This is a genomic window from Pantoea sp. S61, from assembly GCF_016625145.1.
Lineage (GTDB): Bacteria > Pseudomonadota > Gammaproteobacteria > Enterobacterales > Enterobacteriaceae > Pantoea > Pantoea rwandensis_B.
On record NZ_JACVUO010000002.1, the window covers coordinates 213,253 to 236,244 of the forward strand.

A 22,992-nucleotide genomic window follows, 5' to 3' on the forward strand; every position below is an offset into this window, starting at 1 on the left:
CCTGCGATTAGAGAATGCCTGTCTCCACGCTGAAATGGCGTTGCTCGCCCGATGCCAGCTCAATCAAGGTTCCAGCACGCTGTGCCGCCTTAAATCCTTCTGGCCGACAAGTTGAGGGCAGCACGTAAGCCGCGACCTGCTGATCGTGATTGTGCAGCAACCAGCGTGTGGCGTGGGGGAACTGTCGGCTATCGAAGCGCGTCATCAAGGCATAGCCTTCTGGGGCATGCAGTTCGAACTGCACCTCATTGCCGTACTGCGGCAGATTATCGGCAAAGAACACGATCTCAGGATCGCACATTTCGGGTTGATCTAACGGCTGAAATGCCTGGGGATCGTGCGCCAGCCGATCGTTATACGCGGTCCACTGCGGCGTGGGCTTCACATGTGCCGGGATCGAGGTGCGTAGCTTGAACGCATCCTGCGGGATCGACTGCTTAAAACGCCCATGTGTCTGCCAGGCACTGTTCAAATGGCACATGTACTGTAAAGGCATCGGCGCCCCCGCCAGATTCGTCACGTTCATGTCGATCTGTAAACGCGGCGTGTTGGCCTGCACGCGCACCGCAGGCGCCGCCAGATAGTGATGCCCAAAACCTTTCACATACTCGGTTTCCCCTTCGAGAGAAACGCGATCTTGCTCCAGCACGATCCACGCGCTGTCCATACGCGCGCAGGCCATTTCACCGTGCAGCGGATGATCGTCATCGGGCGCCGGACAGCCATTCGCCAGCAACCCAGAATGGAAGGCAAAACAGCCGTAGGTATCGATAATCGAACTGCCCAGCAGCGGCTGTTTAAAGCTGTGTCCCATGGTGAGGGAATGCCCATCAAAGGTCGCATCCCACACCATTTGACCGTAAAACGGCAGCACAATCACCGTGCCGCGCTGGTTGCTGATACGCACCGCTTCCACACCCGCCGGATAGCGAAACAACTCGACGTGGAAATACTCATTGTGCAACAGCGTGCTGGGCGTTTCATGAAACTGTTCACGTCTCAGCGGTAATCGGGTTTTCATGGCATCTCCTCAACCAAACGACCAGCCTGAATGGCCTGATTTTTATGGCGCAGCTCGCCCCAGAAATAGAACCCTACCCAGGCAAAGCACAGCAGCGAGACACCAAATGCCAGCTGCATCGATCCCAGATGATCAGAGGCGAATCCCTGTATAGCCGGGATAAACGCCGCACCCACAATCGACATCACGATAAACGCGCCTGCCACTTCAGTGTACTTGTTATCCACCGTAGCTAACGTGCCTGCATAGATAGTGGCCCAGCAGGGTCCAAACAGCACGCTGACAAACACAGCCGCATACACGGCGGTAAAGTTTGGCACAAACATCACCCACGCGAGGGTGATCACACCCAGAATCGAGTAGGCAATCAGCACTTTTTCCGCACGGAAGCGCGTCATCAGGAAGTTGGCGACAAACTTACCGATAAAGAAGCAGATAAAGCTGTAAATCATAAAGTTAGAGGCGTGACGTTCGTTTGTTGCCCCCAGCGTCAATGCCAGACGAATGGTGAAGGACCACACCGCCACCTGCATCCCGACATAGAGGAATTGCGCCACGATGCCACGTTTGAAGTGACGATTACCCGCCAGATAGCGGAAGGTTTCACCCAGCGAGGGCAACGATTTCTCACTGGATTCCGGCTTGCAACGTGGGTAGCGGGTGAACAGAAACAGCAGCATCACCACCACTAACACCATCACCAGATATTTGTAGGGTTCCAGCGTGTGCTCCAGCATGCTAAGACGGAAAGCGTGGGCCTGCTCGGCGTTCATGCCCGCCATCTGCGCATGCAGGCTTTCACCATCCTGAAACACCAGATATTTACCCAGTACGATGCCCATCAGCGCACCAATCGGATAGAACGTCTGGCTGATGTTAAGGCGTAGCGTGGCGTGATCGCGGTGGCCAATCATCGAGCTATAGGTATTCGCCGCCGTTTCGAGGAAGCTAAGACCAATGGCGATGGCGAAGATCGCCGCGAGGAACATGGTGTAAGTCGCCATATGTGACGCCGGATAGAACAGCACGCAACCGACGATATACAGCACCAGTCCCATCAAAATCGCCAGCTTGTAAGTGGCTTTGCGGATCACCAGCGAGGCGGGAATCGCGATCAGGAAGTAGCCACCGTAAAACGCACTCTGCACCAGGGCACTGGCAAAATCGCTTAGCGCAAACACGCTTTTGAATTGCGTAATCAGGATATCGTTTAAGCTCGCGGCACAACCCCACAATGGGAACAGGCACGAGAGCAAAATGAACTGAAACAGTGGCGTCTTATTCAGATAGCCGTCAGGTTGCTGAACAATGTTCTGTTGCATGACTCGACCTCAGTTTAGGTTGAGAAAACGCTGGAAGGTTTCCGCGTCAGGATAGGAGCGCTGCGTGCCACGGCCGGTCACGCTGCACGCGGCATAAGCCGAGGCTTGCGACATTGCGGCCGCGATATCGCCGGTTTTTACCAGCTCGTGGGCAAAACAGCCGATAAAGGCATCACCGGCGCCGCTGGTATCCACCGCCTGCACTGCCGTTGGTGCCACATGATGCAGATGGTCGCCGGACATCCACAGTGAACCGCGTCCACCCAGGGTGATAATCAGGTTCTTCAGACCGCGCTTGAGTAATACCTGCCCCGCCCGTTTCACCTCATCATCCGTGCTCACCGGCATACCGGTGAGAATCTCCAGTTCGGTTTCATTGGGCATAAAGAAGTCACATTTGCAGGCGTAGTCGATATCCAGATTCGCCACCGCCGGTGCCGGATTGAGAATCACTTTGATGTCGTGTTGACGTGCAAAATCAATCGCGTAGTAGACGGTTTCCAGAGGAATTTCGAGTTGCAGGATGATCAGCTGGCAGGCTTTCAGCGCCTCGGCTGCCGCATCAATATCGGCGGGTTTGAGCTGCTGGTTAGCGCCTTTGATGATCAGAATGCGGTTCTGCGATTGGTCATCGACAAAGATCGGTGCCACGCCGCTGGAGGTGCCCGGCGCGGTGGTGACAAATTGGGTATCGACGCCCTGCTGCTTGAGGTTCGCTACCGTGTTCGGCGCAAACAGGTCGTCGCCCACTTTGCTGACCATCATCACGCTGGCACCCATTTTCGCGGCGGCCACCGCCTGATTCGCCCCTTTGCCACCACAGCCGATGGCGAAATCAGGCGCTTCCAGTGTTTCGCCCGCTTTCGGCATCTGATTGGTGTAGGTAATAAGGTCCACCATATTCGACCCAATAACCGCGATATCCATTGTTTACTCCCCGGTGAATTTTTAGCTTTTAAATGTTATTTAAATCACATTAGCAGGTATAAAAAGTGATCGGTGTGATAAAATTCACATCCTGAGCAGCCCGTGAAAACGATTTATTCAACAAAGGCGGCAATAGATATGTGATTATTTTAACAAAACCACATCAGCGCCGTTGACGCTTTCAGCGCGGTGTGGGAAGTTTGCGAGGCGATCTCATTACAGGTAATATTGAAAAATTGCCGGCTGGAAAAGTCGCAAATCATTAAAATATGAGAGATTTACCGCGAAATTTCAGTGGCGCTTCTGCCACGCCGACGGGTAAAACCTTTCTTCCTCAGGATAGTCATTACACAGAGATGCTCATGGAAACCCGGCGCGAAGAACGTATTCACAAGCTGGCGCAAGCACTGAAGCGCACCGATAAGCTGCACCTGAAAGATGCGGCGCAACTGTTGGGCGTCTCGGAGATGACCATTCGTCGCGATCTGACCGAACCAGCCTCTACGGTGGTCCTGTTGGGGGGGTATATTGTCAGCGATCCGAAAAGCCATGCCGGGCACTATTTCGTCTCCGATCAGCACGGGCAAAATGCCGCACGCAAACAGCGCCTGGCGCAGGCCGCAGCCAGTTTGATCAGTGAAAACGACACGGTGTTTTTCGACTGTGGCACCACCCTGCCTTATATCGTGGATGCCATTCCGGACACGCTAGCGTTTACCGCGATTTGCTGCGCCATGAACACCTTCCTCGCGCTGAAAGAGAAACCCGCCTGTAATGTGATATTGAGTGGCGGCGAGTTTCATGCCGATAACGCGCTGTTTACGCCGATTGGCGCGCACTCGATCCTCGACGATCTCTGCCCGACGCTGGCCTTTATCTCAGCCGCGGGAATCGATCAGGAACAGGGCGCGACCTGCTATAACATCAATGAGTTAGCGATGAAACATCACGCCATGCTGCGTTCGCGCACGCGCGTGTTGGTGGCGGACAGCAGCAAATTTGGCAAAGTGCTGCCCGCGCGCATTGGTGAGCTACGTCGTTTTGATTTGCTGGTGAGCGACAGCGCGCCAGAGCCGGCGATGAAGAGCTGGCTGGCGCAACAGAACATCCCGCTGCGCCTGCCTTAAAATTATGCCTTGCGATCGATCACCGCGTCGCCATCGCGCAGACGGCGCAGGTTATCGCAGATCCCTTTGATAATTCCCTTCATTGAGACATCGGTGACGCCGCCAATATGCGGCGTCGCGATCACGTTATAGCGGAACACCGGATCTTGTGGATCGGGTGGCTCCTGCCAGAACACGTCCAGCCCGGCGCCAGCCAATTTTTTCGTTTCCAGCGCTGCCAGAAACGCCTGCTTCTCGATCAGGCCACCGCGACCCAGGTTGATCAGGAAACTGTCTGGTTTCATCTGCGCCAGCGCATCGGCATTAATGATGTTATGCGTCGTAGCATTGTCAGGCAGGCTGAGCACGACAAAATCGGCCTGCTGCAACAGTTCCGGCAGCTGCGCCATATTGCCGACCCAGTCGAGTTGATGTTGGTGCGCAAAAGCTTCATCCGCTTCACGTTTTACCCCAATCATACGCATGCCAAACGGAGCCAGTCGCTTCGCCAAAGCTTTGCCGATGCCGCCCAGCCCCACCAGTCCCACGGTTTTGCCCATCAGACCTAAGCCAATGGGTTGACCCAGCCTCTGCTGTGCCAGGCAATCGGCGATCTCATGCTGACGACGTGCCAGACCAATCATCATCCAAATCCCCAACTCCGCCACCGAATCGGCATTACCGGAATGATCGGAGGGAACGTTCGCCACCATAATGCCGGCCTTTTTGGCCGCTTCAAGATCGACACCTTCCAGCCCGACACCCGCCTGCTGCACCAGCTTCAGGCGATCGGCCGTGGCGATCAATCGGGCATCCACCCGGCACATACCAGGAATTAGCGCATCAAAACCGGCCAGACTCTCCGCCGCATGGCCCGCCGAGGCAATAAACTCCATATCCGGTAACGTCTGACGAATGGCCGGAATTAATCCGCCCCAGGCATGTTCATCCGCAGCAATCAGCACTCTCATCGAACCCCCTCCGTTTTCCAGGCAAAAAAGCAGCATAGCGACTGTTGAGTGAGAATCAATCAGTTATGGGCACTCCAGAAGATTCAACGCCATGCGGCTGTGATTGCCAGGTGAAAACGGCTAAACTTCAGCATCTGAGGTTCCACCATTCACAGACCAGAGGCTCATTACAACGTGGCTCAATTCGTCTATAGCATGCATCGCGTCGGCAAAGTGGTTCCGCCGAAGCGTCACATTCTGAAGAACATCTCTCTTAGCTTCTTCCCTGGCGCCAAAATCGGTGTACTCGGCCTGAACGGCGCGGGTAAATCCACCCTGCTGCGCATCATGGCCGGTATTGATACCGATATCGAAGGGGAAGCACGCCCACAGCCGGGCATCAAAGTCGGCTATCTGCCGCAGGAACCCAAACTCAACCCAGAGCACACCGTGCGTGAATCTGTGGAAGAGGCGGTTTCTGAAGTGGTTGGTGCACTGAAACGTCTCGACGAAGTGTACGCACTGTATGCCGATCCTGATGCCGATTTCGATAAACTGGCTGCCGAACAAGGTCGTCTGGAAGAAGTGATCCAGGCGCACGATGGCCATAACCTCGACACCCAGCTGAACCGTGCTGCTGATGCGATGCGTCTGCCAGATTGGGATGCCAAAATTGGCAACCTGTCCGGTGGTGAGCGTCGCCGCGTTGCGCTGTGCCGTCTGCTGCTGGAAAAGCCAGACATGCTGCTGCTCGACGAACCGACCAACCACCTGGATGCAGAATCCGTGGCCTGGCTGGAGCGTTTCCTGCACGACTTCGAAGGCACCGTGGTGGCGATCACGCACGACCGTTACTTCCTCGACAACGTGGCTGGCTGGATTCTGGAGCTGGACCGCGGTGAAGGTATTCCGTGGGAAGGCAACTACTCTTCCTGGCTGGAGCAGAAAGATCAGCGTCTGGCGCAGGAAGCTTCTTCTGAAGCGGCACGTCGCAAGTCGATTGAGAAAGAGCTGGAGTGGGTTCGTCAGGGCGCGAAAGGCCGTCAGTCTAAGGGCAAAGCCCGTCTGGCGCGCTTCGAAGAGCTGAACAACACCGAATACCAGAAACGTAACGAAACCAACGAATTGTTCATTCCACCAGGTGCGCGCCTCGGCGACAAAGTGCTGGAAGTGACCAACCTGAGCAAATCGTATGGCGACCGCGTACTGATCGACGATCTGACTTTCTCAGTGCCGAAAGGCGCGATTGTCGGCATCATCGGCCCGAACGGTGCCGGTAAATCGACCCTGTTCCGCATGATGTCCGGTCAGGAACAGCCCGATTCTGGCACCATCGAGCTGGGCGAAACCGTCAAGCTGGCGTCCGTGGACCAGTTCCGTGACGCGATGGACAACTCCAAAACCGTGTTTGAAGAAGTGTCTGGTGGTCAGGACATTATGCGCGTCGGCAACGTTGAGATGCCAAGCCGCGCCTATGTTGGCCGCTTCAACTTCAAAGGCACCGATCAGGGCAAACGCGTTGGCGAGCTGTCCGGTGGTGAGCGTGGCCGTCTGCACCTTGCGAAACTGCTGCAGGTTGGCGGCAACCTGTTGCTGCTCGATGAACCGACCAACGACCTGGACATCGAAACCCTGCGCGCGCTGGAAAACGCTCTGCTGGAGTTCCCAGGCTGTGCCATGGTGATCTCGCATGACCGTTGGTTCCTCGACCGTATCGCCACCCACATCATCGATTATCAGGATGAAGGTAAGGTGGAGTTCTTCGAAGGTAACTTTACCGAGTACGAAGAGTACAAGAAACGCACCCTCGGCGCTGACGCGCTGGAGCCAAAGCGTATCAAGTACAAGCGTATGGCGAAGTAATTGTCATGATGTGAAAAAGGCGCCGATTGGCGCCTTTATTATTGCTGTAAGGTTAAGCCCCCAGCATCTGCTTTACCAGCTCAACACAGCGCAGGAAGCGCGTATCGTAGTCATCCTCTTTCACATGGACGAACTCAATGTTGTTTTCACGCAACATGGTCACCAGCATCGACTGAAACTCGCGGCGATCCATCGAACTGCCCAGGCTGCGCAAACCGTCTGCCACCCACGGCACGTTGTTTTCCAGCAGAATCACCAGATCGAAACGGTACTCATCGATCAGCGCCTGCACAAACGGGTGCTCGCGCCCTTCATACTTGAGGCAAAACGCCTGCGTAGTGACAAAGTCGGTATCAATAAACGCCACTTTGCTGGCGTATTTCACTGCAAAATCAATGTACTGTGCCTGACCCAGCGCAATCTTATCGTAGTCAGAATACTGCAATGCCATCTCATCGCCACCGAGGTGCGAGAAGACATAATCGCGGCCATATTCCCAGGCACTGGTGGTGTTAAAGATGTTCGCCAGCTTGTTCACCAACGTGGATTTGCCACTGGATTCACCGCCGAGGATCGCCACAGTGCGCACAAAGAACGGCTTCACTTCAGTCGGAATGTATTCCCAGTAACGGAACGGATCCTGACGAATCTGCCCGCCGCTGATGTTCATAAAGGATCGATTGGGATCGATCACCACCGTCGAAATACCGAGATGCTGCTGGTACATCGCCGCATCAGGCTCTTCGCTGGTGTAAATGCAATCCGGTTCAATACCCTGCTCGGAGAGAAATTTCTTCACCCCTTCGCTCCACACATCCCAGCCGTGCGGATAAGGTTCGATCCCCTCTTCATCAAACGAGTGGATGCGAATGTTCTTCTGGTACTTGAAGGTCTGTAGCAACCAGCGCAGACGATCGCTAACGGTTGGCTGCTGCGACATGGCGCTGTTTTCAAACAGCTCGCGATCGCGCGGATCGTCGTGTCCCATAATGATGTGCAGCTCATCCACCTGGCTGCAGGCGCGCTGGATCAAATAGATGTGGCCGGTGTGCAGCGGGTAGAACTTACCGAACACCACGCCAACGGTTTTGTCACGACGGGGAAATTCCAGCCCAAGAAATCGGTGCAGTGCTTCCAGCTTTTGCGCGCTGGGGCTTTTGATCTTGGCATTCAGCAACTGGCTCAAGTAGCCTTTGGTCATCCCGCTGGCATCTGCAACCTGCTGCAGCGTATGGCCCTGCTGGCGTATGGCGGTTTTCAGGTAGTCGAACGATGACATTTGGTGCCTCCTGCATGGGAAATAATGGGATGGGGTATGCGCTGGCCCTCACCCCGGCCCTCTCCCGTTTACGTGAGAGGGAAAAGTCTGTGCGGTACGTTTATCAAGATGCGCATGAATGCGCACGCTACATTGACGGTGAATGGCGGGGGCGGCATGTATGCCGCCCGGCGAAATTACAGCTCGTCCAGTATCGCCAGTGCATCCGCCAGCTTTTTGGCGCTATACACTTTCATGCCATCGATGGCTTTTTTCGGTGCATTGCCCGCCGGCACAATCGCGCGCTTAAAACCGTGCTTGGCGGCTTCGGAAATTCGCTCCTGACCGCTTGGCACCGGACGAATTTCACCGGCCAGCCCGACCTCACCGAAGATCACTAAATCCTGCGGCAGTGGGCGGTCACGCAAGCTCGATACCATCGCCAGCAGCAGCGCGAGGTCAGCACTGGTTTCGGTGACTTTCACACCACCGACCACGTTGACGAACACATCCTGATCCGCCATTTGTAAACCACCGTGCCGGTGCAGAACAGCCAGCAAAATCGCCAGACGGTTTTGCTCCAGGCCAACTGCGACACGACGCGGGTTGCCCATCATTGAGTGATCCACCAGCGCCTGAATCTCCACCAGCAGCGGGCGCGAACCTTCCCACACCACCATGACCGAACTGCCAGAGGTGACTTCATCGCCGCGTGACAGGAAAATGGCTGACGGGTTGCTGATTTCACGCATGCCCTGCTCGGTCATGGCAAACACGCCCAATTCGTTCACCGCACCGAAGCGGTTTTTGTGACTGCGCAGCGTGCGGAAACGGGAATCGGCATCGCCATCCAGCATCACTGAACAGTCGATGCAGTGTTCCAGCACTTTTGGCCCGGCCAGCGAGCCATCTTTGGTGACGTGGCCGACCATCACAATCGCTACGCCGCGTGTTTTAGCGAAGCGCGTCAGGTAAGCGGCCGTTTCACGCACCTGCGCTACGCTCCCAGGCGAAGACTGGATATCCGCCATGTGCATCACCTGGATGGAGTCGATTACCATCAGTTTCGGCTGTTCCTGCTCGGCGATCAGACAGATCTGCTCGATACTGGTTTCCGACAACATATTCAGGTTTTCAGTGGGTAATCCCAGACGATGGGCGCGCATTGCGACCTGTTGCAGTGACTCTTCACCGGTGACATACAGGGTTTTCATCCCTTCGGACAGCTTGCACATCACCTGCAACAGCAGCGTCGATTTACCGGCTCCCGGATTACCACCGATCAGTATCGCGCTGCCTGGCACCACGCCGCCGCCCAGCACGCGATCAAACTCTTTGAAGCTGGTGGAGAAACGCGGCACGGCTTCGAGGCTGATCTCTGACAGCTTCTGCACCCGGCTGGGTCCCGCGCTCCCGGCATAGCCACTCAGACGCTCGTTACGCGCTGCCGCAGGCGAGGCGGCAATACGCACCTCGGTGATGGTGTTCCACGCGTTGCAGGCGCTGCACTGCCCCTGCCAGCGTGGATAATCTGCGCCGCACTCGTTACAAACGAAGGCGCGTTTTGCCGCTTTGGCCAAATCAAATCCTCAGTTAACGCTCTTCGTGAATCAAGCTGCCGGTCAGGATGCAGAACACACCCATTAAATCGGCATGGCGGATAATGATCGACGCCTGCTCATTCACTTTGGGTTTAGCGTGGTAAGCGATACCCAACCCCGCCGCCTTGATCATCGGCAGATCGTTGGCGCCATCGCCAATCGCGACAGTTTGTTCTGGCGCAATGTCATGGCGTTCGGCGAGATTTTTCAGGGTATCGGCCTTAAATTGCGCATCGACAATCTGCCCCAGCACTTCGCCCGTCAGCTTGCCATCGCGCATTTCCAGCTCGTTGGCGACGGCCGCAGCCAGATGCAGTGTCTGACGCAAATGGTCGGCATAGTAGGTGAATCCACCGGAGGCAATCGCCACCTGCCAGCCCAGCGCCTGCAGTTTATGCACCAGCGTGGTCAGGCCTGGCATCAGTGGCAGCGTATCGCGCACCTGCTTAAGGATGTTGGCATCAGCACCCGCCAGTTTTGCCACGCGCTCACGCAGGCTGGCTTTAAAGTCCAGCTCACCGCGCATCGCACGTTCGGTGACTTCTGACACCTGCTCGCCGCAGCCCGCCAGTTTGGCAATCTCGTCGATGCATTCAATCTGAATGGCGGTGGAATCCATGTCCATCACCAGCAATCCTGGGGTTTTCAGATGCGGGATCTTGCCAAGCGGCGCCACATCAAACCCCGCATCGTGCGCCAGTTTGGTCGCACGTGGCGTCAGTGAACCGGCCAGACGAACCACCTGATACTCATCGACATTCCAGGCGCTGACGATCACCATCGCCGCACCCAGCAGATGCTGATAATCGGTCAGTTTTTGTTTATCGAGTCCGCGCCCATACAGCAACCAGCCAGTCCGACCGGCACGGTAATCCAGCGGCATCACTTCATCACCGCTGAGAGAGAGGGGGAGACCCGGCCAGAGTGAAACATCGGCGGGCAGATCGCACCAGGTAAGACGATTTGGCATTACAGCTCCTGTAGGGACAACAAAACCACGCAAGAGGCTACCTTGTCTGCGCGGGTTCTGGCAACATAATTGCCAGCCTTTCTGCTGTTACGTCACACGGGTTTCTGATGGTTAAAACCGCACTGAAATTTCGCCTGCATCGCACGGTGATTGTTCTTATCTCGCTGGCCCTGTTAGTGGTGCTGATGCAAGGGGCATCCTGGTTCAGTCTCGGCCATCAAATGGCACGCTCTGAGCAGGTGGAAGAACTGGCGCACACGCTGACGCGTCAGGTGGCGTTTAGCCTGAAACCGCTGATGGACAACAGCGACGACAACCGTACGCAAATCGAAGCCATCCTTAATCAGATGACCGATAACAGCCGCATTCTGGATGCCTCAGTCTATGCCGACGACGGCAGTCTGGTGGCACACAGCGGTGAAAGCATTAATGTGCGCGATCGCCTGGCGCTGGATGGTAAACGCGCCGGCAGCTACTTTAACCACCAAATCGTGCAGCCGCTGGAAGGCAAAGAGGGGCCGCAAGGCTTCTTACGCGTGACGCTGGATACCCATGTGCTGGTCACCGAATCACGTCAGGTGGATAACACCACCAACATTCTGCGTTTGATGATGCTGCTGGCGCTGGCGATTGGCATCATCCTCACTCGTACGCTGCTGCGCGACCGTCGTACCCGCTGGCAGCAATCACCGTTCCTGCTCACCGCCAGCCGCGCGGTGAAAGAGGATAAGGAACGAGAGGAAGAAGAAGCGGCCACCACCTCAGAGAATGAAAAAAGCCCTTAAGCCATTTTATGGATGGTCTCATCCAGCGTATCCAATTGCTGCAATGCTTGCGTGGCGATACGCTGGAAATTGGCGCTAAACATTTCGTCATCCGCAACCGCCTGCCAGTATGTTTTCGCCATTCCACAAGCAGTTCGCCACACTTCACTCGGTAATGAGATATCTAACTTTAATGCCAGTTCATCACGCATATGCCCCTGCGAGTTAGGTGCCAGTGCCATTGGCAGCATGTCGTAGGCAGGTGTCAGATTGAATGTTTCCCGGTCGGTGAAGAAAGATAAATTCCCTGCGTGCATATCACTGTTACCAATCAGGCGACCAAATGCCCATTGCAAAGTGCCACGCTGTAGGGTGACATCATCAATGCGCTGCTGATGGTGCAGTTCACGCAGCGCAGCAGGCCAGTGTTGTTGATGACCAACAAACTCTGCGCTGACGGCCTCAAGTGAACTCATCTCGCGTCGACCACGCTCACCGATGCGATCAAAACGCTGTACTTCAAGAAATAGCTGCTCTTTACCTGCAATCAATTGGCTTTGCGCCGCCGTCACGCCTGCGGCTTGAAGATGCTGCAATGCCAGATGTTCCGCACGGAGCAAATCACGCCAGCGCTGCGCATTATCGCTGTGGCGCGACACAGTGAATTTCACCAGACAGTGACGATCGCCATTCGCTGTCGTGGCATAGCAGAGAAATTTCGGTTGCTCGCCGCCCGCTGATGACCCTGGCTCATCGCCATTTAGCGCATGCAGTGCTCGCTGCGGGTAAGATGACGCTTTCTCTTCTTCACTGATGGCGCGCGGTGCTTCCTGCTCTAACCAACGCTGATAGGTGCGCTCACCGATGATGAATGCGCCCGGCATGTCGACGCCGCCGCTTGCCAGCGCCATTAAGCACTGATCGTCACTCCACAGACGAATGTCGTCATTTAATCCCAATGGATGGGCATTCTCTATGCCCCACTGACGACCAATAAAACCTTGCGGGCGCATATCCTGTAAAAACCACGGCAACCCTTCGTAAAAGTGGCCTCGCCCCTGCTCATCGTTATGCAGGCAACTGCCCTGCGGCCAGGTCGGTAACAAAGTGCCTGCGGGCTGCGCCTGGCCATGTGCAGAGATGCGATACAGCGGGAAGTGGTCTTCACCGCGAATCGGACGGAGCAAAGCATAACGCGACGCACGGGCTCTGCCCCATTTCACTATTTGGGGTTGTTGCCGTAATTGCCGCGACAACGTCGCCTGACTGATGCCAGAGCGTTGCAGTAAATCGGCTGCACCGAGCGGTCCCGCCAGCAGCAAATTTTGCAGATCGACCATTGTCGTTCACCCTATCAGCGCCTGATGAATAGATTCGTGAATAGATTTATGCATAGATTTTATCATAAAAAAAGCCCGCACAGCGGGCTTCTTCGAATCATCACAACGTTAACGGTGAATAGATATTTTTAACGTTGTGTCAGCAACGCCTGCAGCTCAGCCAGCGTCTTCACCTGCCAGGTTGGCGTAATGTGTTCCGGCAGCGGACGCGTGCCGTGATCGATCCAGCAGGTTTTTAGCCCGGCATTCATCCCGCCCAGAATGTCAGACTCAGGTGTATCCCCGACCATCAACACGCGGCTGCGATCCGGGTTGCCGAGCAACGCCAGCGTGTGGTCGAAAATCGCCACGTCCGGCTTCGGTACGCCGACCTGCTCAGAGATCACCAGCTCATCAAAGAACTCGCGGAAACCGGTACGTTCCAGACGCGCCTGCTGTAAGGCGGTAAAACCGTTGGTGATGATGGCGATCTTCACTTTACCCTTCAACGCGTTGAGCAACTCAGCTGCGCCGTCGAGAGGCAGGCAAATATCTGCCATCGCACTGAGGAAATCGCTGTTCAGCACTTCAGGCGCGACGCTGAGTTTCTCACCCCACAAGGTGAAACGACGTGTTTGCAGCTGCAAGGCTGAAATGGTGCCGTTTTGATAATCGACCCACAGCGGTTTGTTGATCGCCTGATAATCGGCGTAATCTTGATCGCTAAAATGCACGTCATAGCTAGCAAACATTCGCTGTAAACCGGCGTAGGCGTCAAAATGAAAAAGTGTGTCATCCGCATCAAACAGGATGCAGTCCCAGTCGTTTAACATAGTGTCCCTTTTTACAGAGTTAGCGCCATGATAATGGCATCTTCACGGCCGTTGGCGGTGGGATAGTAGTTGGGTCGAACGCTGACCTGATGGAAATCCAGTTGCTCATACAGCGCAATCGCCGGGTGATTCGAGGCTCGCACCTCAAGCCACAGCGTCATCACATCGCGCTTTTCCAGCTCAGCAATCAAATGTTGCAGCAGCTGGCGCGCATAGCCGCGGCGCTGAAAATCGGGATCGACCGCAATGTTGAACAGCGAGGCTTCATCCAGCACCACTTGCGTAATGGCGAACCCTGCCAGTTTACCCTCGGCTTCCAGACGATAATTCACAAAACGTTCGCCCTGATTGCTGGCAAACGTCTGCTCGCTCCACGGAAACGCGTGGCTGCGACGCTCAATCGCCAGCAGCTGCGGCTGGTCTTCAGGGATGACTAAAGAGATTGCTGTCATGGTTACACATCTGTTGCCACAGGGCGCGTTTTGCCGCACCGCTGCTGATTAATTCGTTGAAAACGGCGGTGGAAAAGGTGATGCCGTTAAAGGTGTATTCGCTCTCGACGCCCAGCAACCAACCGGCACAATCCACCTGATCAGGCAGCATCGGCAGCTGTTCCGGCGTCAGCGTCATCACCTGCGAAGGCTGAATATTCAGGGCTCGCAGGACATCGCGAATTAAGGGTTCCTGCAGCGCGGGGGCATGTTCAGCCACCATCACCAGACGGGTGTCCGGGGCCAGCGTCACGGCAATTTCGCCCTGCAGCACGCGCGGACGCCGCAATTGATACTGCGTAATCCCCATTTGCTGTAGAAGCCAGTCGCGCCTTGTGCTCATGCTATTACCCGTTATGCTGCCAGAATGCGACGCTATGCTAGCAAACCCATCGAACATGCGCCAACAAAGCACTATAATCCCCGCTCTGATTTAACAGGAGCGTTCCATGTCTGCTTTTACCCCGGCCAGCGAAGTCATTCTGCGCCACAGTGATGAATTTACCGCCCGCCATGTTTTGTTTGCTGGCGACCTGCAGGATGACCTGCCCGCCCAGCTGGAAACCGCATCAACGCGCGTGCACACCCAGCAGTACCATCACTGGCAGAACCTGAGCCGTCGCCTCGGTGAACGTGCGGTTTACAGCATGGTGGCCACTGCCGCCGATGTTGAAGGCTGCGATACGCTGGTTTATTTCTGGACGAAGAACAAGCCAGAAGCGCAGTTCCAGCTGCAAAACCTGCTGTCGCTGATGCCGGTCGGCTGCGATATCTTTGTGGTCGGTGAAAACCGCAGTGGCGTGCGCAGTGCAGAAGGCATGCTGGAAGACTGGACGAAACTGGAAAAAGTCGACAGTGCGCGTCGTTGCGGTCTCTATCATGGTCGTCTGGATACACAGCCAACCTTTGATGCCAGCAGCTACGGCAATACTTACATGATCGAGCACCTCACCATCCACACGCTGCCGGGTGTATTCAGCCGCGATGGCCTGGATATTGGTAGCGATCTGCTGCTCTCCACGCTGGAGCCGCACTTCCGTGGCAAAGTGCTGGATATCGGCTGCGGCAGCGGCGTGCTCGCCACCGTGATGGCACAAATCTCCCCACGCATCCGTTTGTGGCTGTGTGATGTGCATGCTGCTGCCATCGAAGCCAGTAAACTGACGCTGGCCGCCAACGAACTGGAAGGGGAAGTGTTCGCCAGTAACGTCTTCTCGGATGTCACTGGCCGTTTCGATATGATCATCTCTAATCCACCGTTCCATGACGGCCTGCAAACCAGCCTCGATGCGGCCAACACGCTGATTCGTGGTGCCTTAAAGCATCTGAACAGCGGCGGTGAACTGCGTATTGTGGCTAACGCCTTCCTGCCCTATCCGCAGATTCTGGATGAGACCTTCGGTAACCACGAAGTGCTGGCGCAGACCGGACGCTTTAAGGTCTACCGTGCCGTGTACGGACGCGGCGCCAAAGCGCGTAAATAACCCATTTTGCGCTTCCCGACGGTGAAAATGTTGTTTTTTGCAGCAATCGTTTCATCGTCGTGAAATATGTATTGACGCAAAGAGTAAAATCTCTAGAATGCGCCTCCGTGGTTAGCAATACTTTAGAGTGTTGCAGGGTACGCGACGGTGGCGGAATTGGTAGACGCGCTAGCTTCAGGTGTTAGTGTCCTTACGGACGTGAGGGTTCAAGTCCCTCCCCTCGCACCAATAATCACAAAGTTTATATCATAGCACTGAGCGATGGTGGCGGAATTGGTAGACGCGCTAGCTTCAGGTGTTAGTGTTCTTACGGACGTGAGGGTTCAAGTCCCTCCCTTCGCACCACGTTGTCTTACTTTCCTGGCAGTACATTCCCAACGTTGAATTAAACGAAACAATCACGCGCTAAGCGTGTTTTGTCGTTTCTGCCGTTCGGAAGAAACGGCATCAGATAATGTGGAAGTTCACCGTAACGGCCGCAGCGCCCCCGGCCAATGCCAGGCAAGAAGGCAGCAGCAGATAGTGACGCAGACGATGATGGAACAGCATCACTACCGTCAGCAACAGTGCCACAATCATCACCACGCGCCACTGGCTGAAACTCGGCTCCCACAGCGCGAAAATCGGTAAAGCAGCACAGGGCAACAAGACTCCCCAACCGCTGTCCAGCCGCTTACCCATCATCCAGCTCACGCCCCATAAGCCGCAGGCAGCCATCATCGCCATGATCATCGCGCAACCCTCAAATGATAAATATTCGTATTATCATATGACAATATTTCTCATCTTGCAGCGAATTTTTTATCGCGGGATGCGTTGGATGACAGATTTACTGGAAAATGCTAAATTGCCGCCGATAACTATTTCGATAACACGTCAATAACGTGCTCACTATCCGATTTGCGGGAGTATTTCCCACGGGTAGCGCTTTGATATTTCAGGGCTGTGAAGAGTAATAATAATGAAATTACAATCTTATGATGAGTTGAAACACAGCAAATATCGGCTTTCGCTGATGCTCTTTTTGTTTTTAAATGTCGCCGTTTCGCTTTTTTGCCTGATGCCTTTTTTAGGCACAGACAGTCCGGTAAGCTCGCTGCCAGTAGGCATTGTCGCGGCTTTCAGCCTGACGTTACTGACCGTTTGTCTGATGATGCCAAAACGGAAATTACCGCTATTAAATCCTGTTGCCATGATATTAGGTGCGCTCTGGGCATGGCACATTAACCACAGATACCATCAGGTTTTTTATTTTGATGGCAGCTTTTTAATAATCAGCTTGTTAAGCGTATTTTTTATCAGTGCCATTGCGCTCAGTGATTATTTGATCGCATTTTGTTTACACATTACGCCCCCCGTATTAACCGTATTGTTATTAGATGATGGTCAGCATTTAATGATGATCATTTTTACGATTACGCTGCCGTTGATTGGTTTCTCGCTGCATCATTTAATGCGCCGCCGTTTTGATACTTTTACCCGACGACTGGTTAGCCAGCTGTATGAGGAAAAAGAGAGTTTTAGCGATTTGAGTATGCTGGATCCGCTCACCGGTTTGTATAACCGCCGCGGCCTGAAAAATCGCCTCGACACCATTCTGGAAAACCACGCTGGCAGCCATTACGTACTGCTGCTGGATATTGACCACTTCAAAGCCTACAACGACAACTACGGTCATGCGATGGGCGATCAGGCGCTGGCGCGGGTGTCGGTTGCCATTCGCGATGCCGTGCGTTCACGCGATGTCGTCACACGTTATGGCGGTGAAGAGTTTCTGGTGCTGATGACCAACGTTAACGCATCGATTGCGATGAAGCTGGCGGAGCGCATTCGTCAGTACGTAGTGGACCTCGAAATCCCCCATCGCTTTAATGAAAAGGTCTCCACCCACGTCACCATCAGTGCGGGGATCGCACCTATTTTTGGCGATGAGTTTGACCAGGCGGTGGCAAATGCTGACCGCGCGTTATACGTCGCGAAAAATCAGGGGCGTAACACCATACTCGCCTGGGAAGATTTGCCGAAGCTGACGCAAGTCAGTAATGACCTGATTTAATCGGCAGATGAGCGAAGCCATTTATCACCAAGCGGCATCGCCTGCTGATAAGTGGCTCCGTCCCCTTTCTTCGCTTGATGACATCTTGTTCGCATTGACAGTAACGATTATCATTTGTCTCACGATTCCCGTTATCACTCAGGACCGGCATGACCATTATCACGCGTCAGGATCATCGCTTTAGCGACCATCCTCTGATCTTTATGCAGAGCGACCGCAGCTTAGCGAGCGCACTGGAAGATCTGATGCGTGATCAACGCAGCTACATGCTGGATAACGTCAAACTCGGCCAGGCCGCTCCCGCAGGGACCTTGACGCTGGCCGAGTGGTCCACACCGCTTCACTATCGCCGCCTGACACAACGCTATAGCGATTATCTCTATCGCAATCACCCTGATGTGCAACATGAAGCCAAACCGCTGCAGTCACTTTGGGCACAATGGTATTTTGGCTTACTGCTGGCCCCGCTGATGCTGATGTTGCTGCAGGAGCCGCGGGCATTGAAGTGCGCCCCCCATCTGATTCATGTGGAATTTCATGAAAACGGCCATCCCTGTGCTTTCTGGATAGATGTGCAGGAAGATGAAGAGGCGCGTTACCTGAGTGCACAGCAGCGCATTGACCGCCTGATTCAGCAATGCCTGATCCCGGCTGTCAACGGCATGACGCAGCACGGTGATATCAACGCCAAACTCATCTGGAACAACATGGGTTATTCGTTTTACTGGTTCCTCGGTGAACTGAAAGGCCAGTTATCCGCGCCCGTCATCACTCAGCTGGAACAGGCATTGTTCTTCACCCAGACGCTGCTGGATGGCAGCGACAATCCGCTTTATCGCACCATGATCCCGCGTCATGGCGAGATGGAACGTCGCAGTTGCTGCCAGCGCTATCGCATTCCGGACGTGGAACGCTGTGGTAACTGCACGTTAAAAGTGGTTTAACCTGCGTGCATTCTGTTACAGATTCTCTTTTTATCCCGTTTACACTTTTCCCCCCTTGTGGCAGCTTTTAGGCTCTGTTTTTACCGGAGAAAAAAATGAGCCTGGAGTCGGTACGGCACTTCTTTGCCGAACATGCACCGGATATCGACATCATCGAGATGCCGGAGAGCACCGCCACGGTAGAACTGGCCGCACGCGTCCATGGCGTGATGCCGGGGCAAATCGCCAAGACCCTGTCGTTAAAAGTGAAAGATGCCGTTGTACTGATTGTGACGCGCGGTGATGCCCGTCTCGACAACCGCAAGCTGAAAGCCGCACTCGGCGCTAAGGCACGCATGTTGAGTGTGGATGAGGTGGTGAACTGGACCGGGCATCCGGTGGGTGGCGTCTGCCCTTTTGGCCTGGAAAATCCCCTGACCGTTTACTGTGATGTGACCCTGCGCGGTTTTGATGAAGTGCTGCCCGCAGCAGGTTCGATTCACAGTGCTGTGCGCATTTCGCCGCAGCGCATGGCTGAACTGACTGCGGCGAAATGGATCGACGTCTGCGAGGCGCTTTAACGCTGTTCGCGCGCGACCGCACCGGATATTTCAATACCCCGCGTCTCTCGCCCAAAGGCGACAAACACGCAAATCAGCACCGCTACCGTACCGGCAACGATCGCCATCCCCAGGCCGTAGTTGCCGCCGTGGGCCTCGGCAATGCGAGACTGCAAGGTCGCATTGACCGAGGCAATCAGATTACCCAATTGGTAAACGAAGCCCGGCAGCACCGCACGCGCATTTGCGGGTACCAGTTCGGTGAGATAGGTCGGCACCACGCCCCACGCGCCCTGCACCATAAACTGCATCAGGAACGCGCCAATCCCAATCATCCATGATCCGCTGGAGAACGCCCACAGCGGCAACACCGGCAGCGCAAGGAAGGAAGCAAGGATAATCGCTTTCTTACGGCCAATACGTTCTGACAGCGCACCAAAGGTAATCCCACCCAGCATCGCCGCAATGTTATAGCTGATGGCGATGATGCTCACCGTGTGCGGATCAAACTGATGCTGCACTTTCAGGAAGGTAGGATAGAGATCCTGGGTGCCATGACTGAAGAAATTAAAGCACGCCATCAGTAGCACCATATAGATGCAGATTTTCCAGTGCTGACGAATAATCGGCAGCAGCGCCGTGCTCTCTTTGCGTTCACGTGCGGCCAGCCAGACCGGGGATTCCGGCACTTTAAAATAGATAAACGGCAGCAGCAGAATCGGCAATGCGCCAATCAGGAACATGCCGCGCCAGCCTACCGACTCGAAAAACAGTCCGAAAATGATCGATGCCAGCAGGTAGCCACAAGGGTAGCCCGCCTGGAAGATGCCGGACATCAGCCCACGCGAGCGATCCGGAATGGTTTCCATTGCCAGTGACGATGCCACGCCCCAGATACCGCCCATCGCCACCCCGTAAATCACGCGGAAGGCAAGGAAGGCGGTGAAGTTCGGTGACCATGCAGAGAGCAGCTCAAACAGTGAGAACATCACAATATTGAGCATCAGAATCGGGCGGCGGCCATACTTCTCAGCCAGACGGCCAAAAATCAGCGCGCCAATCGGTCGAACCGCCAGCGTGAGCATAATGGCAACAGAAACATCGGAGACGCTGGTGTTGAAATACTGGGCAAGATCGCTGAGTACAAACACCAGGATAAAGAAGTCGAACGCATCCAGCGTCCAGCTGGCGAAACTGGCAAACGCCACGTTTCGCTGGGTCGCAGTCCAGTTGAACATAGGGGTATCCTGTCTGATTAGCTTCCGGTTCATTGACCAGAATTTATTGGAACGTTATCCGGCGAATGATTTCGCTGGTTATTATTGTGTTAACTATTTGTATATAGCATGTCAGAAAGGAGGGCTGCGGCGGGGAATTGTCAGGGAGTGATTCGCGGTGTAAGGAAGCATGTCATCGAGTGAAACATTGCACCGCCGTACAGCAGTGCAATCTGAAAGGGCAAATTCCTGGCGGCATGGCAGGAAGACCGGTGCGACTCAGTGTGCCGCACGCATTTATGGGCAATCAGCGCTGCAGTTGATTAAACGCCTTCTCAATCATCTCCAGCAGCAACGGATTGTTGACGTTCTGCATCACATGCACCAATGCCCCGGTCTGCTCCGGCACGCCAATGTCCAGGCGCAGTGGCGATCGATACCGCCAGCTCTTGCCGCGCGTTGCGCCAGCGCGTAACTCAATATCGACAAAGTAATCCACCCCATCCGCCACGCGCTGATTCAATAGCCAGGCAATCACCAGCGCATCGTGGATCCAGCAGCCTGGCAGATGGCGGGTGCGAATCGAGTAATCAATCCACGGGCGCAACGTTTCACGGACAAATTGCGGTAACGGATGGTCGTTGGTCGTCAGACGATTAAGATCCTGATGGGTCATCAATGTTTGTGTCGTGGCGTCCATCGGCACCAGCGTGATGGCTGCGCCGCTGTGCAGCACCTGATGCGCCGCTTCGGGATCCAGACCAAAGTTGGTGTCTTTGATGTAATCATCTAAAGCGAACACACCGCCCATAATCACAATTTCTGCCACGGATTCCGCCATCTGTGGATAGCGCTGCAGCGCCTGCGCCACGTTGGTCAGAGGACCGATCGCCACCAGAGTAAATTCGCCGGGATTATCGCAAATCAGCTGGCCCATCACGCCTGCGGCATCATTGCCATCTGCCGCGAGCAACTGCGGCTTACGCACGCCCCGCCACAGTTCAGCGAGGTTCGCGTCCTTGACGCCATCGAGGCGTGCGCGCCAGGGGGCGGGGTCTTCGCGGAGTGCCTGCAACGCGCCCTGCACAACGGGAACATTGAGTCCTAATCGCTGGAGTAAATCTTTGGCAACCTGCGCCCCTAACGCACTCGGCGTGTTACCAGTGACAGTGGTAATCAGTTCAACCGACAGCGAAGGTGATGCCAACGCCAGTGCCAGCGCAAGGCCGTCATCGGTATTCGCCCCTGCAATTCCATTTCCCGGATCACAATCAATAATCAGTCTTTTCATGATGTTATAGGTTTATTTTTGTTGAGTAAGCAGGCAGCCGCAGGACTCACCGATTTCAAGATAGTGAGGGAACTCTGCCAGTTGGGCCTCGCCATCCCCATTTTTCAGCATGGCGATAGCGCTGCGTGCCATTTCCCGTAGCGGTTGACGTACGGTTGTCAATGTCGGGACATGGAATGCGGATTGATCGGTGCCGTTAAAGCACACCAGGGCGACATCCTGCGGCACGCGCAAACCGTGTTCAGAGAGCGCGCGGATACAGCCAATCGCCTGGCCTTCATTGCTGGTAAACAGCGCGCGCGGCACCTTTCCGCTGGCAAGCATACGTTTTGTGGCGTCATAACCGCCTTGTCGCGAGTAGCTGGCAGGGAAAATCAGGGTTTCATCGACCTGCAGGCCTTTCTCTGCCATGGCATCGCGCCAGCCCTGAATACGATCCTGGGCATTCAGCATCTCCAGCGGACCGCTGATCATGCCAACCTGTTGATAACCGTGGCTGAGCAGATGTTCTGTCACCTGACGCGAGGCCTCGCGCTCATTCACCCGCAACATGCTCACGCCGGGACGGGGGTCAACGCGATCCAGCATCACCAGCGGTGTACCACTGGCCTGAATCACGTCAATGTATGGGTGGCGGTCGACACTGGTATAAAACAGGCCATCCACCTGACGATTCAGCAAGCCCTGAATCAGTTCCAGCTCACGCTTGCGATCATCTCCAGCATCCCCCAGCAGCATCACGTGGCCGTGATCCAGTGATTCCTGCAGCAGCATATGCGCCATTGAGGCCACGAAGGGGTTACTGATGTTCGGCACCACCAGGCCAAAGGTTTTGGTGCTGCCGGAGGCCAATGCACGCGCCACTGCATTCGGTCGATAACCCGTCTGTTTAATCGCTTCCAGCACGCGCAACCGCGTGGCTTCCGCCACCGGGCGCGGTCCGTTGTTAATCACGTAGCTCACTACCGCCACTGAGGTGCCGGCGGCTTTCGCCACATCGCTACGTGTTACATTTCCGCCTGGGGATTTCGCCAAC

Annotated in this window: 22 protein-coding genes and 2 tRNA genes; 9 read left to right on the plus strand and 15 right to left on the minus strand. The window is 55.0% G+C overall.

Annotated elements, in window-relative coordinates:
- Positions 1–7: 7 nt before the first annotated feature.
- From IAE30_RS06310 to rbsK, 3 genes are read right to left on the minus strand one after another with little or no spacing between them, the layout of a single operon-like run.
- Positions 8–1,021 (minus strand): aldose 1-epimerase family protein, encoded by a 1,014-nt coding sequence (locus IAE30_RS06310; RefSeq protein ID WP_200678577.1) that lies wholly within the window; start codon positions 1,019–1,021, stop codon positions 8–10.
- Complete coding sequence (fucP, locus tag IAE30_RS06315) at positions 1,018–2,343, minus strand: L-fucose:H+ symporter permease (RefSeq protein ID WP_045815942.1); 1,326 nt, start codon at positions 2,341–2,343, stop codon at positions 1,018–1,020. The genes IAE30_RS06310 and fucP overlap by 4 nt, the downstream gene beginning before the upstream one ends.
- 9 nt (positions 2,344–2,352) lie before the next feature.
- Positions 2,353–3,270 (minus strand): ribokinase, encoded by a 918-nt coding sequence (gene rbsK / locus IAE30_RS06320; RefSeq protein ID WP_200678579.1) that lies wholly within the window; start codon positions 3,268–3,270, stop codon positions 2,353–2,355.
- A 362-nt stretch (positions 3,271–3,632) separates the two neighbouring features.
- Between rbsK and deoR the strand changes: the two genes are divergently transcribed.
- Positions 3,633–4,397 carry a DNA-binding transcriptional repressor DeoR gene (gene deoR / locus IAE30_RS06325; protein ID WP_038649214.1) on the plus strand — a complete coding sequence of 255 codons (765 nt, stop codon included), beginning with the start codon at positions 3,633–3,635 and terminating at the stop codon, positions 4,395–4,397.
- A gap of 2 nt (positions 4,398–4,399) precedes the next feature.
- Here deoR and IAE30_RS06330 read toward each other — a convergent pair whose 3' ends face one another.
- Positions 4,400–5,347 carry a 2-hydroxyacid dehydrogenase gene (locus tag IAE30_RS06330; protein WP_200678581.1) on the minus strand — a complete coding sequence of 316 codons (948 nt, stop codon included), beginning with the start codon at positions 5,345–5,347 and terminating at the stop codon, positions 4,400–4,402.
- Positions 5,348–5,521: 174 nt separating this feature from the next.
- Between IAE30_RS06330 and ettA the strand changes: the two genes are divergently transcribed.
- Entirely contained in the window at positions 5,522–7,189 is a 1,668-nt protein-coding gene (gene ettA, locus IAE30_RS06335) for an energy-dependent translational throttle protein EttA (protein WP_072017012.1), read from the plus strand.
- 52 nt (positions 7,190–7,241) lie between these two features.
- Here ettA and nadR read toward each other — a convergent pair whose 3' ends face one another.
- The 3 genes from nadR to serB all read right to left on the minus strand — a co-directional run bounded on the left by nadR (position 7,242) and on the right by serB (position 11,018).
- Positions 7,242–8,468 (minus strand): multifunctional transcriptional regulator/nicotinamide-nucleotide adenylyltransferase/ribosylnicotinamide kinase NadR, encoded by a 1,227-nt coding sequence (nadR, locus tag IAE30_RS06340; protein WP_200678583.1) that lies wholly within the window; start codon positions 8,466–8,468, stop codon positions 7,242–7,244.
- A gap of 176 nt (positions 8,469–8,644) precedes the next feature.
- Entirely contained in the window at positions 8,645–10,027 is a 1,383-nt protein-coding gene (gene radA / locus IAE30_RS06345; protein ID WP_038649226.1) for a DNA repair protein RadA, read from the minus strand.
- A gap of 13 nt (positions 10,028–10,040) precedes the next feature.
- A complete protein-coding gene (gene serB, locus IAE30_RS06350) occupies positions 10,041–11,018 on the minus strand; it encodes a phosphoserine phosphatase (RefSeq protein WP_038649229.1) in 978 nt (325 codons plus the stop codon).
- A 107-nt stretch (positions 11,019–11,125) separates the two neighbouring features.
- Here serB and IAE30_RS06355 point away from each other — a divergent pair, with 107 nt between their 5' ends.
- Positions 11,126–11,803 (plus strand): YtjB family periplasmic protein, encoded by a 678-nt coding sequence (locus IAE30_RS06355; RefSeq protein ID WP_038649232.1) that lies wholly within the window; start codon positions 11,126–11,128, stop codon positions 11,801–11,803.
- Here IAE30_RS06355 and yjjJ read toward each other — a convergent pair.
- The 4 genes from yjjJ to IAE30_RS06375 form a co-directional block, all read right to left on the minus strand.
- Positions 11,800–13,122 (minus strand): type II toxin-antitoxin system HipA family toxin YjjJ, encoded by a 1,323-nt coding sequence (yjjJ, locus tag IAE30_RS06360; protein ID WP_200537398.1) that lies wholly within the window; start codon positions 13,120–13,122, stop codon positions 11,800–11,802. The two genes, IAE30_RS06355 and yjjJ, sit on opposite strands and share 4 nt — an antisense overlap.
- 128 nt (positions 13,123–13,250) lie before the next feature.
- Entirely contained in the window at positions 13,251–13,934 is a 684-nt protein-coding gene (gene yjjG / locus IAE30_RS06365; RefSeq protein ID WP_200537397.1) for a pyrimidine 5'-nucleotidase, read from the minus strand.
- A gap of 11 nt (positions 13,935–13,945) precedes the next feature.
- Positions 13,946–14,386: a ribosomal protein S18-alanine N-acetyltransferase gene (gene rimI / locus IAE30_RS06370; RefSeq protein ID WP_038649241.1), complete on the minus strand. Its 441-nt coding sequence runs from the start codon at positions 14,384–14,386 to the stop codon at positions 13,946–13,948.
- Positions 14,358–14,768 carry a DNA polymerase III subunit psi gene (locus tag IAE30_RS06375; protein WP_200537396.1) on the minus strand — a complete coding sequence of 137 codons (411 nt, stop codon included), beginning with the start codon at positions 14,766–14,768 and terminating at the stop codon, positions 14,358–14,360. The genes rimI and IAE30_RS06375 overlap by 29 nt, the downstream gene beginning before the upstream one ends.
- Positions 14,769–14,874: 106 nt before the next feature.
- Here IAE30_RS06375 and rsmC point away from each other — a divergent pair, with 106 nt between their 5' ends.
- The 3 genes from rsmC (at position 14,875) to IAE30_RS06390 (ending at position 16,254) form a co-directional block, all read left to right on the plus strand.
- Positions 14,875–15,909, plus strand: coding sequence for a 16S rRNA (guanine(1207)-N(2))-methyltransferase RsmC (gene rsmC / locus IAE30_RS06380; protein WP_038649247.1), 1,035 nt, complete (start codon positions 14,875–14,877; stop codon positions 15,907–15,909).
- Between the two features lie 141 nt (positions 15,910–16,050).
- Positions 16,051–16,137, plus strand: a tRNA-Leu gene (locus IAE30_RS06385).
- Between the two features lie 30 nt (positions 16,138–16,167).
- Positions 16,168–16,254: transfer RNA gene (locus tag IAE30_RS06390), tRNA-Leu, on the plus strand.
- 102 nt (positions 16,255–16,356) lie between these two features.
- Here IAE30_RS06390 and IAE30_RS06395 read toward each other — a convergent pair.
- A complete protein-coding gene (locus IAE30_RS06395; protein ID WP_034826266.1) occupies positions 16,357–16,641 on the minus strand; it encodes a DUF1435 domain-containing protein in 285 nt (94 codons plus the stop codon).
- Positions 16,642–16,870: 229 nt separating this feature from the next.
- Between IAE30_RS06395 and IAE30_RS06400 the strand changes: the two genes are divergently transcribed.
- The 3 genes from IAE30_RS06400 (at position 16,871) to IAE30_RS06410 (ending at position 19,469) form a co-directional block, all read left to right on the plus strand.
- The gene (locus IAE30_RS06400) at positions 16,871–17,965 is read left to right on the plus strand and encodes a diguanylate cyclase (RefSeq protein ID WP_038649250.1); all 1,095 of its coding nucleotides are present in this window, start codon (positions 16,871–16,873) and stop codon (positions 17,963–17,965) included.
- A 149-nt stretch (positions 17,966–18,114) separates the two neighbouring features.
- Positions 18,115–18,909: a siderophore-iron reductase FhuF gene (fhuF, locus tag IAE30_RS06405; RefSeq protein WP_038649253.1), complete on the plus strand. Its 795-nt coding sequence runs from the start codon at positions 18,115–18,117 to the stop codon at positions 18,907–18,909.
- Between the two features lie 95 nt (positions 18,910–19,004).
- Positions 19,005–19,469, plus strand: coding sequence for a YbaK/EbsC family protein (locus IAE30_RS06410; protein WP_038649256.1), 465 nt, complete (start codon positions 19,005–19,007; stop codon positions 19,467–19,469).
- Here IAE30_RS06410 and IAE30_RS06415 read toward each other — a convergent pair.
- The 3 genes from IAE30_RS06415 to IAE30_RS06425 all read right to left on the minus strand — a co-directional run bounded on the left by IAE30_RS06415 (position 19,466) and on the right by IAE30_RS06425 (position 22,991).
- Entirely contained in the window at positions 19,466–20,719 is a 1,254-nt protein-coding gene (locus tag IAE30_RS06415) for an MFS transporter (RefSeq protein WP_182057222.1), read from the minus strand. The two genes, IAE30_RS06410 and IAE30_RS06415, sit on opposite strands and share 4 nt — an antisense overlap.
- 253 nt (positions 20,720–20,972) lie before the next feature.
- Positions 20,973–21,956: a nucleoside hydrolase gene (locus tag IAE30_RS06420; RefSeq protein ID WP_038649259.1), complete on the minus strand. Its 984-nt coding sequence runs from the start codon at positions 21,954–21,956 to the stop codon at positions 20,973–20,975.
- A gap of 12 nt (positions 21,957–21,968) precedes the next feature.
- Entirely contained in the window at positions 21,969–22,991 is a 1,023-nt protein-coding gene (locus IAE30_RS06425; protein WP_038649262.1) for a LacI family DNA-binding transcriptional regulator, read from the minus strand.
- Position 22,992: the final 1 nt, after the last annotated feature.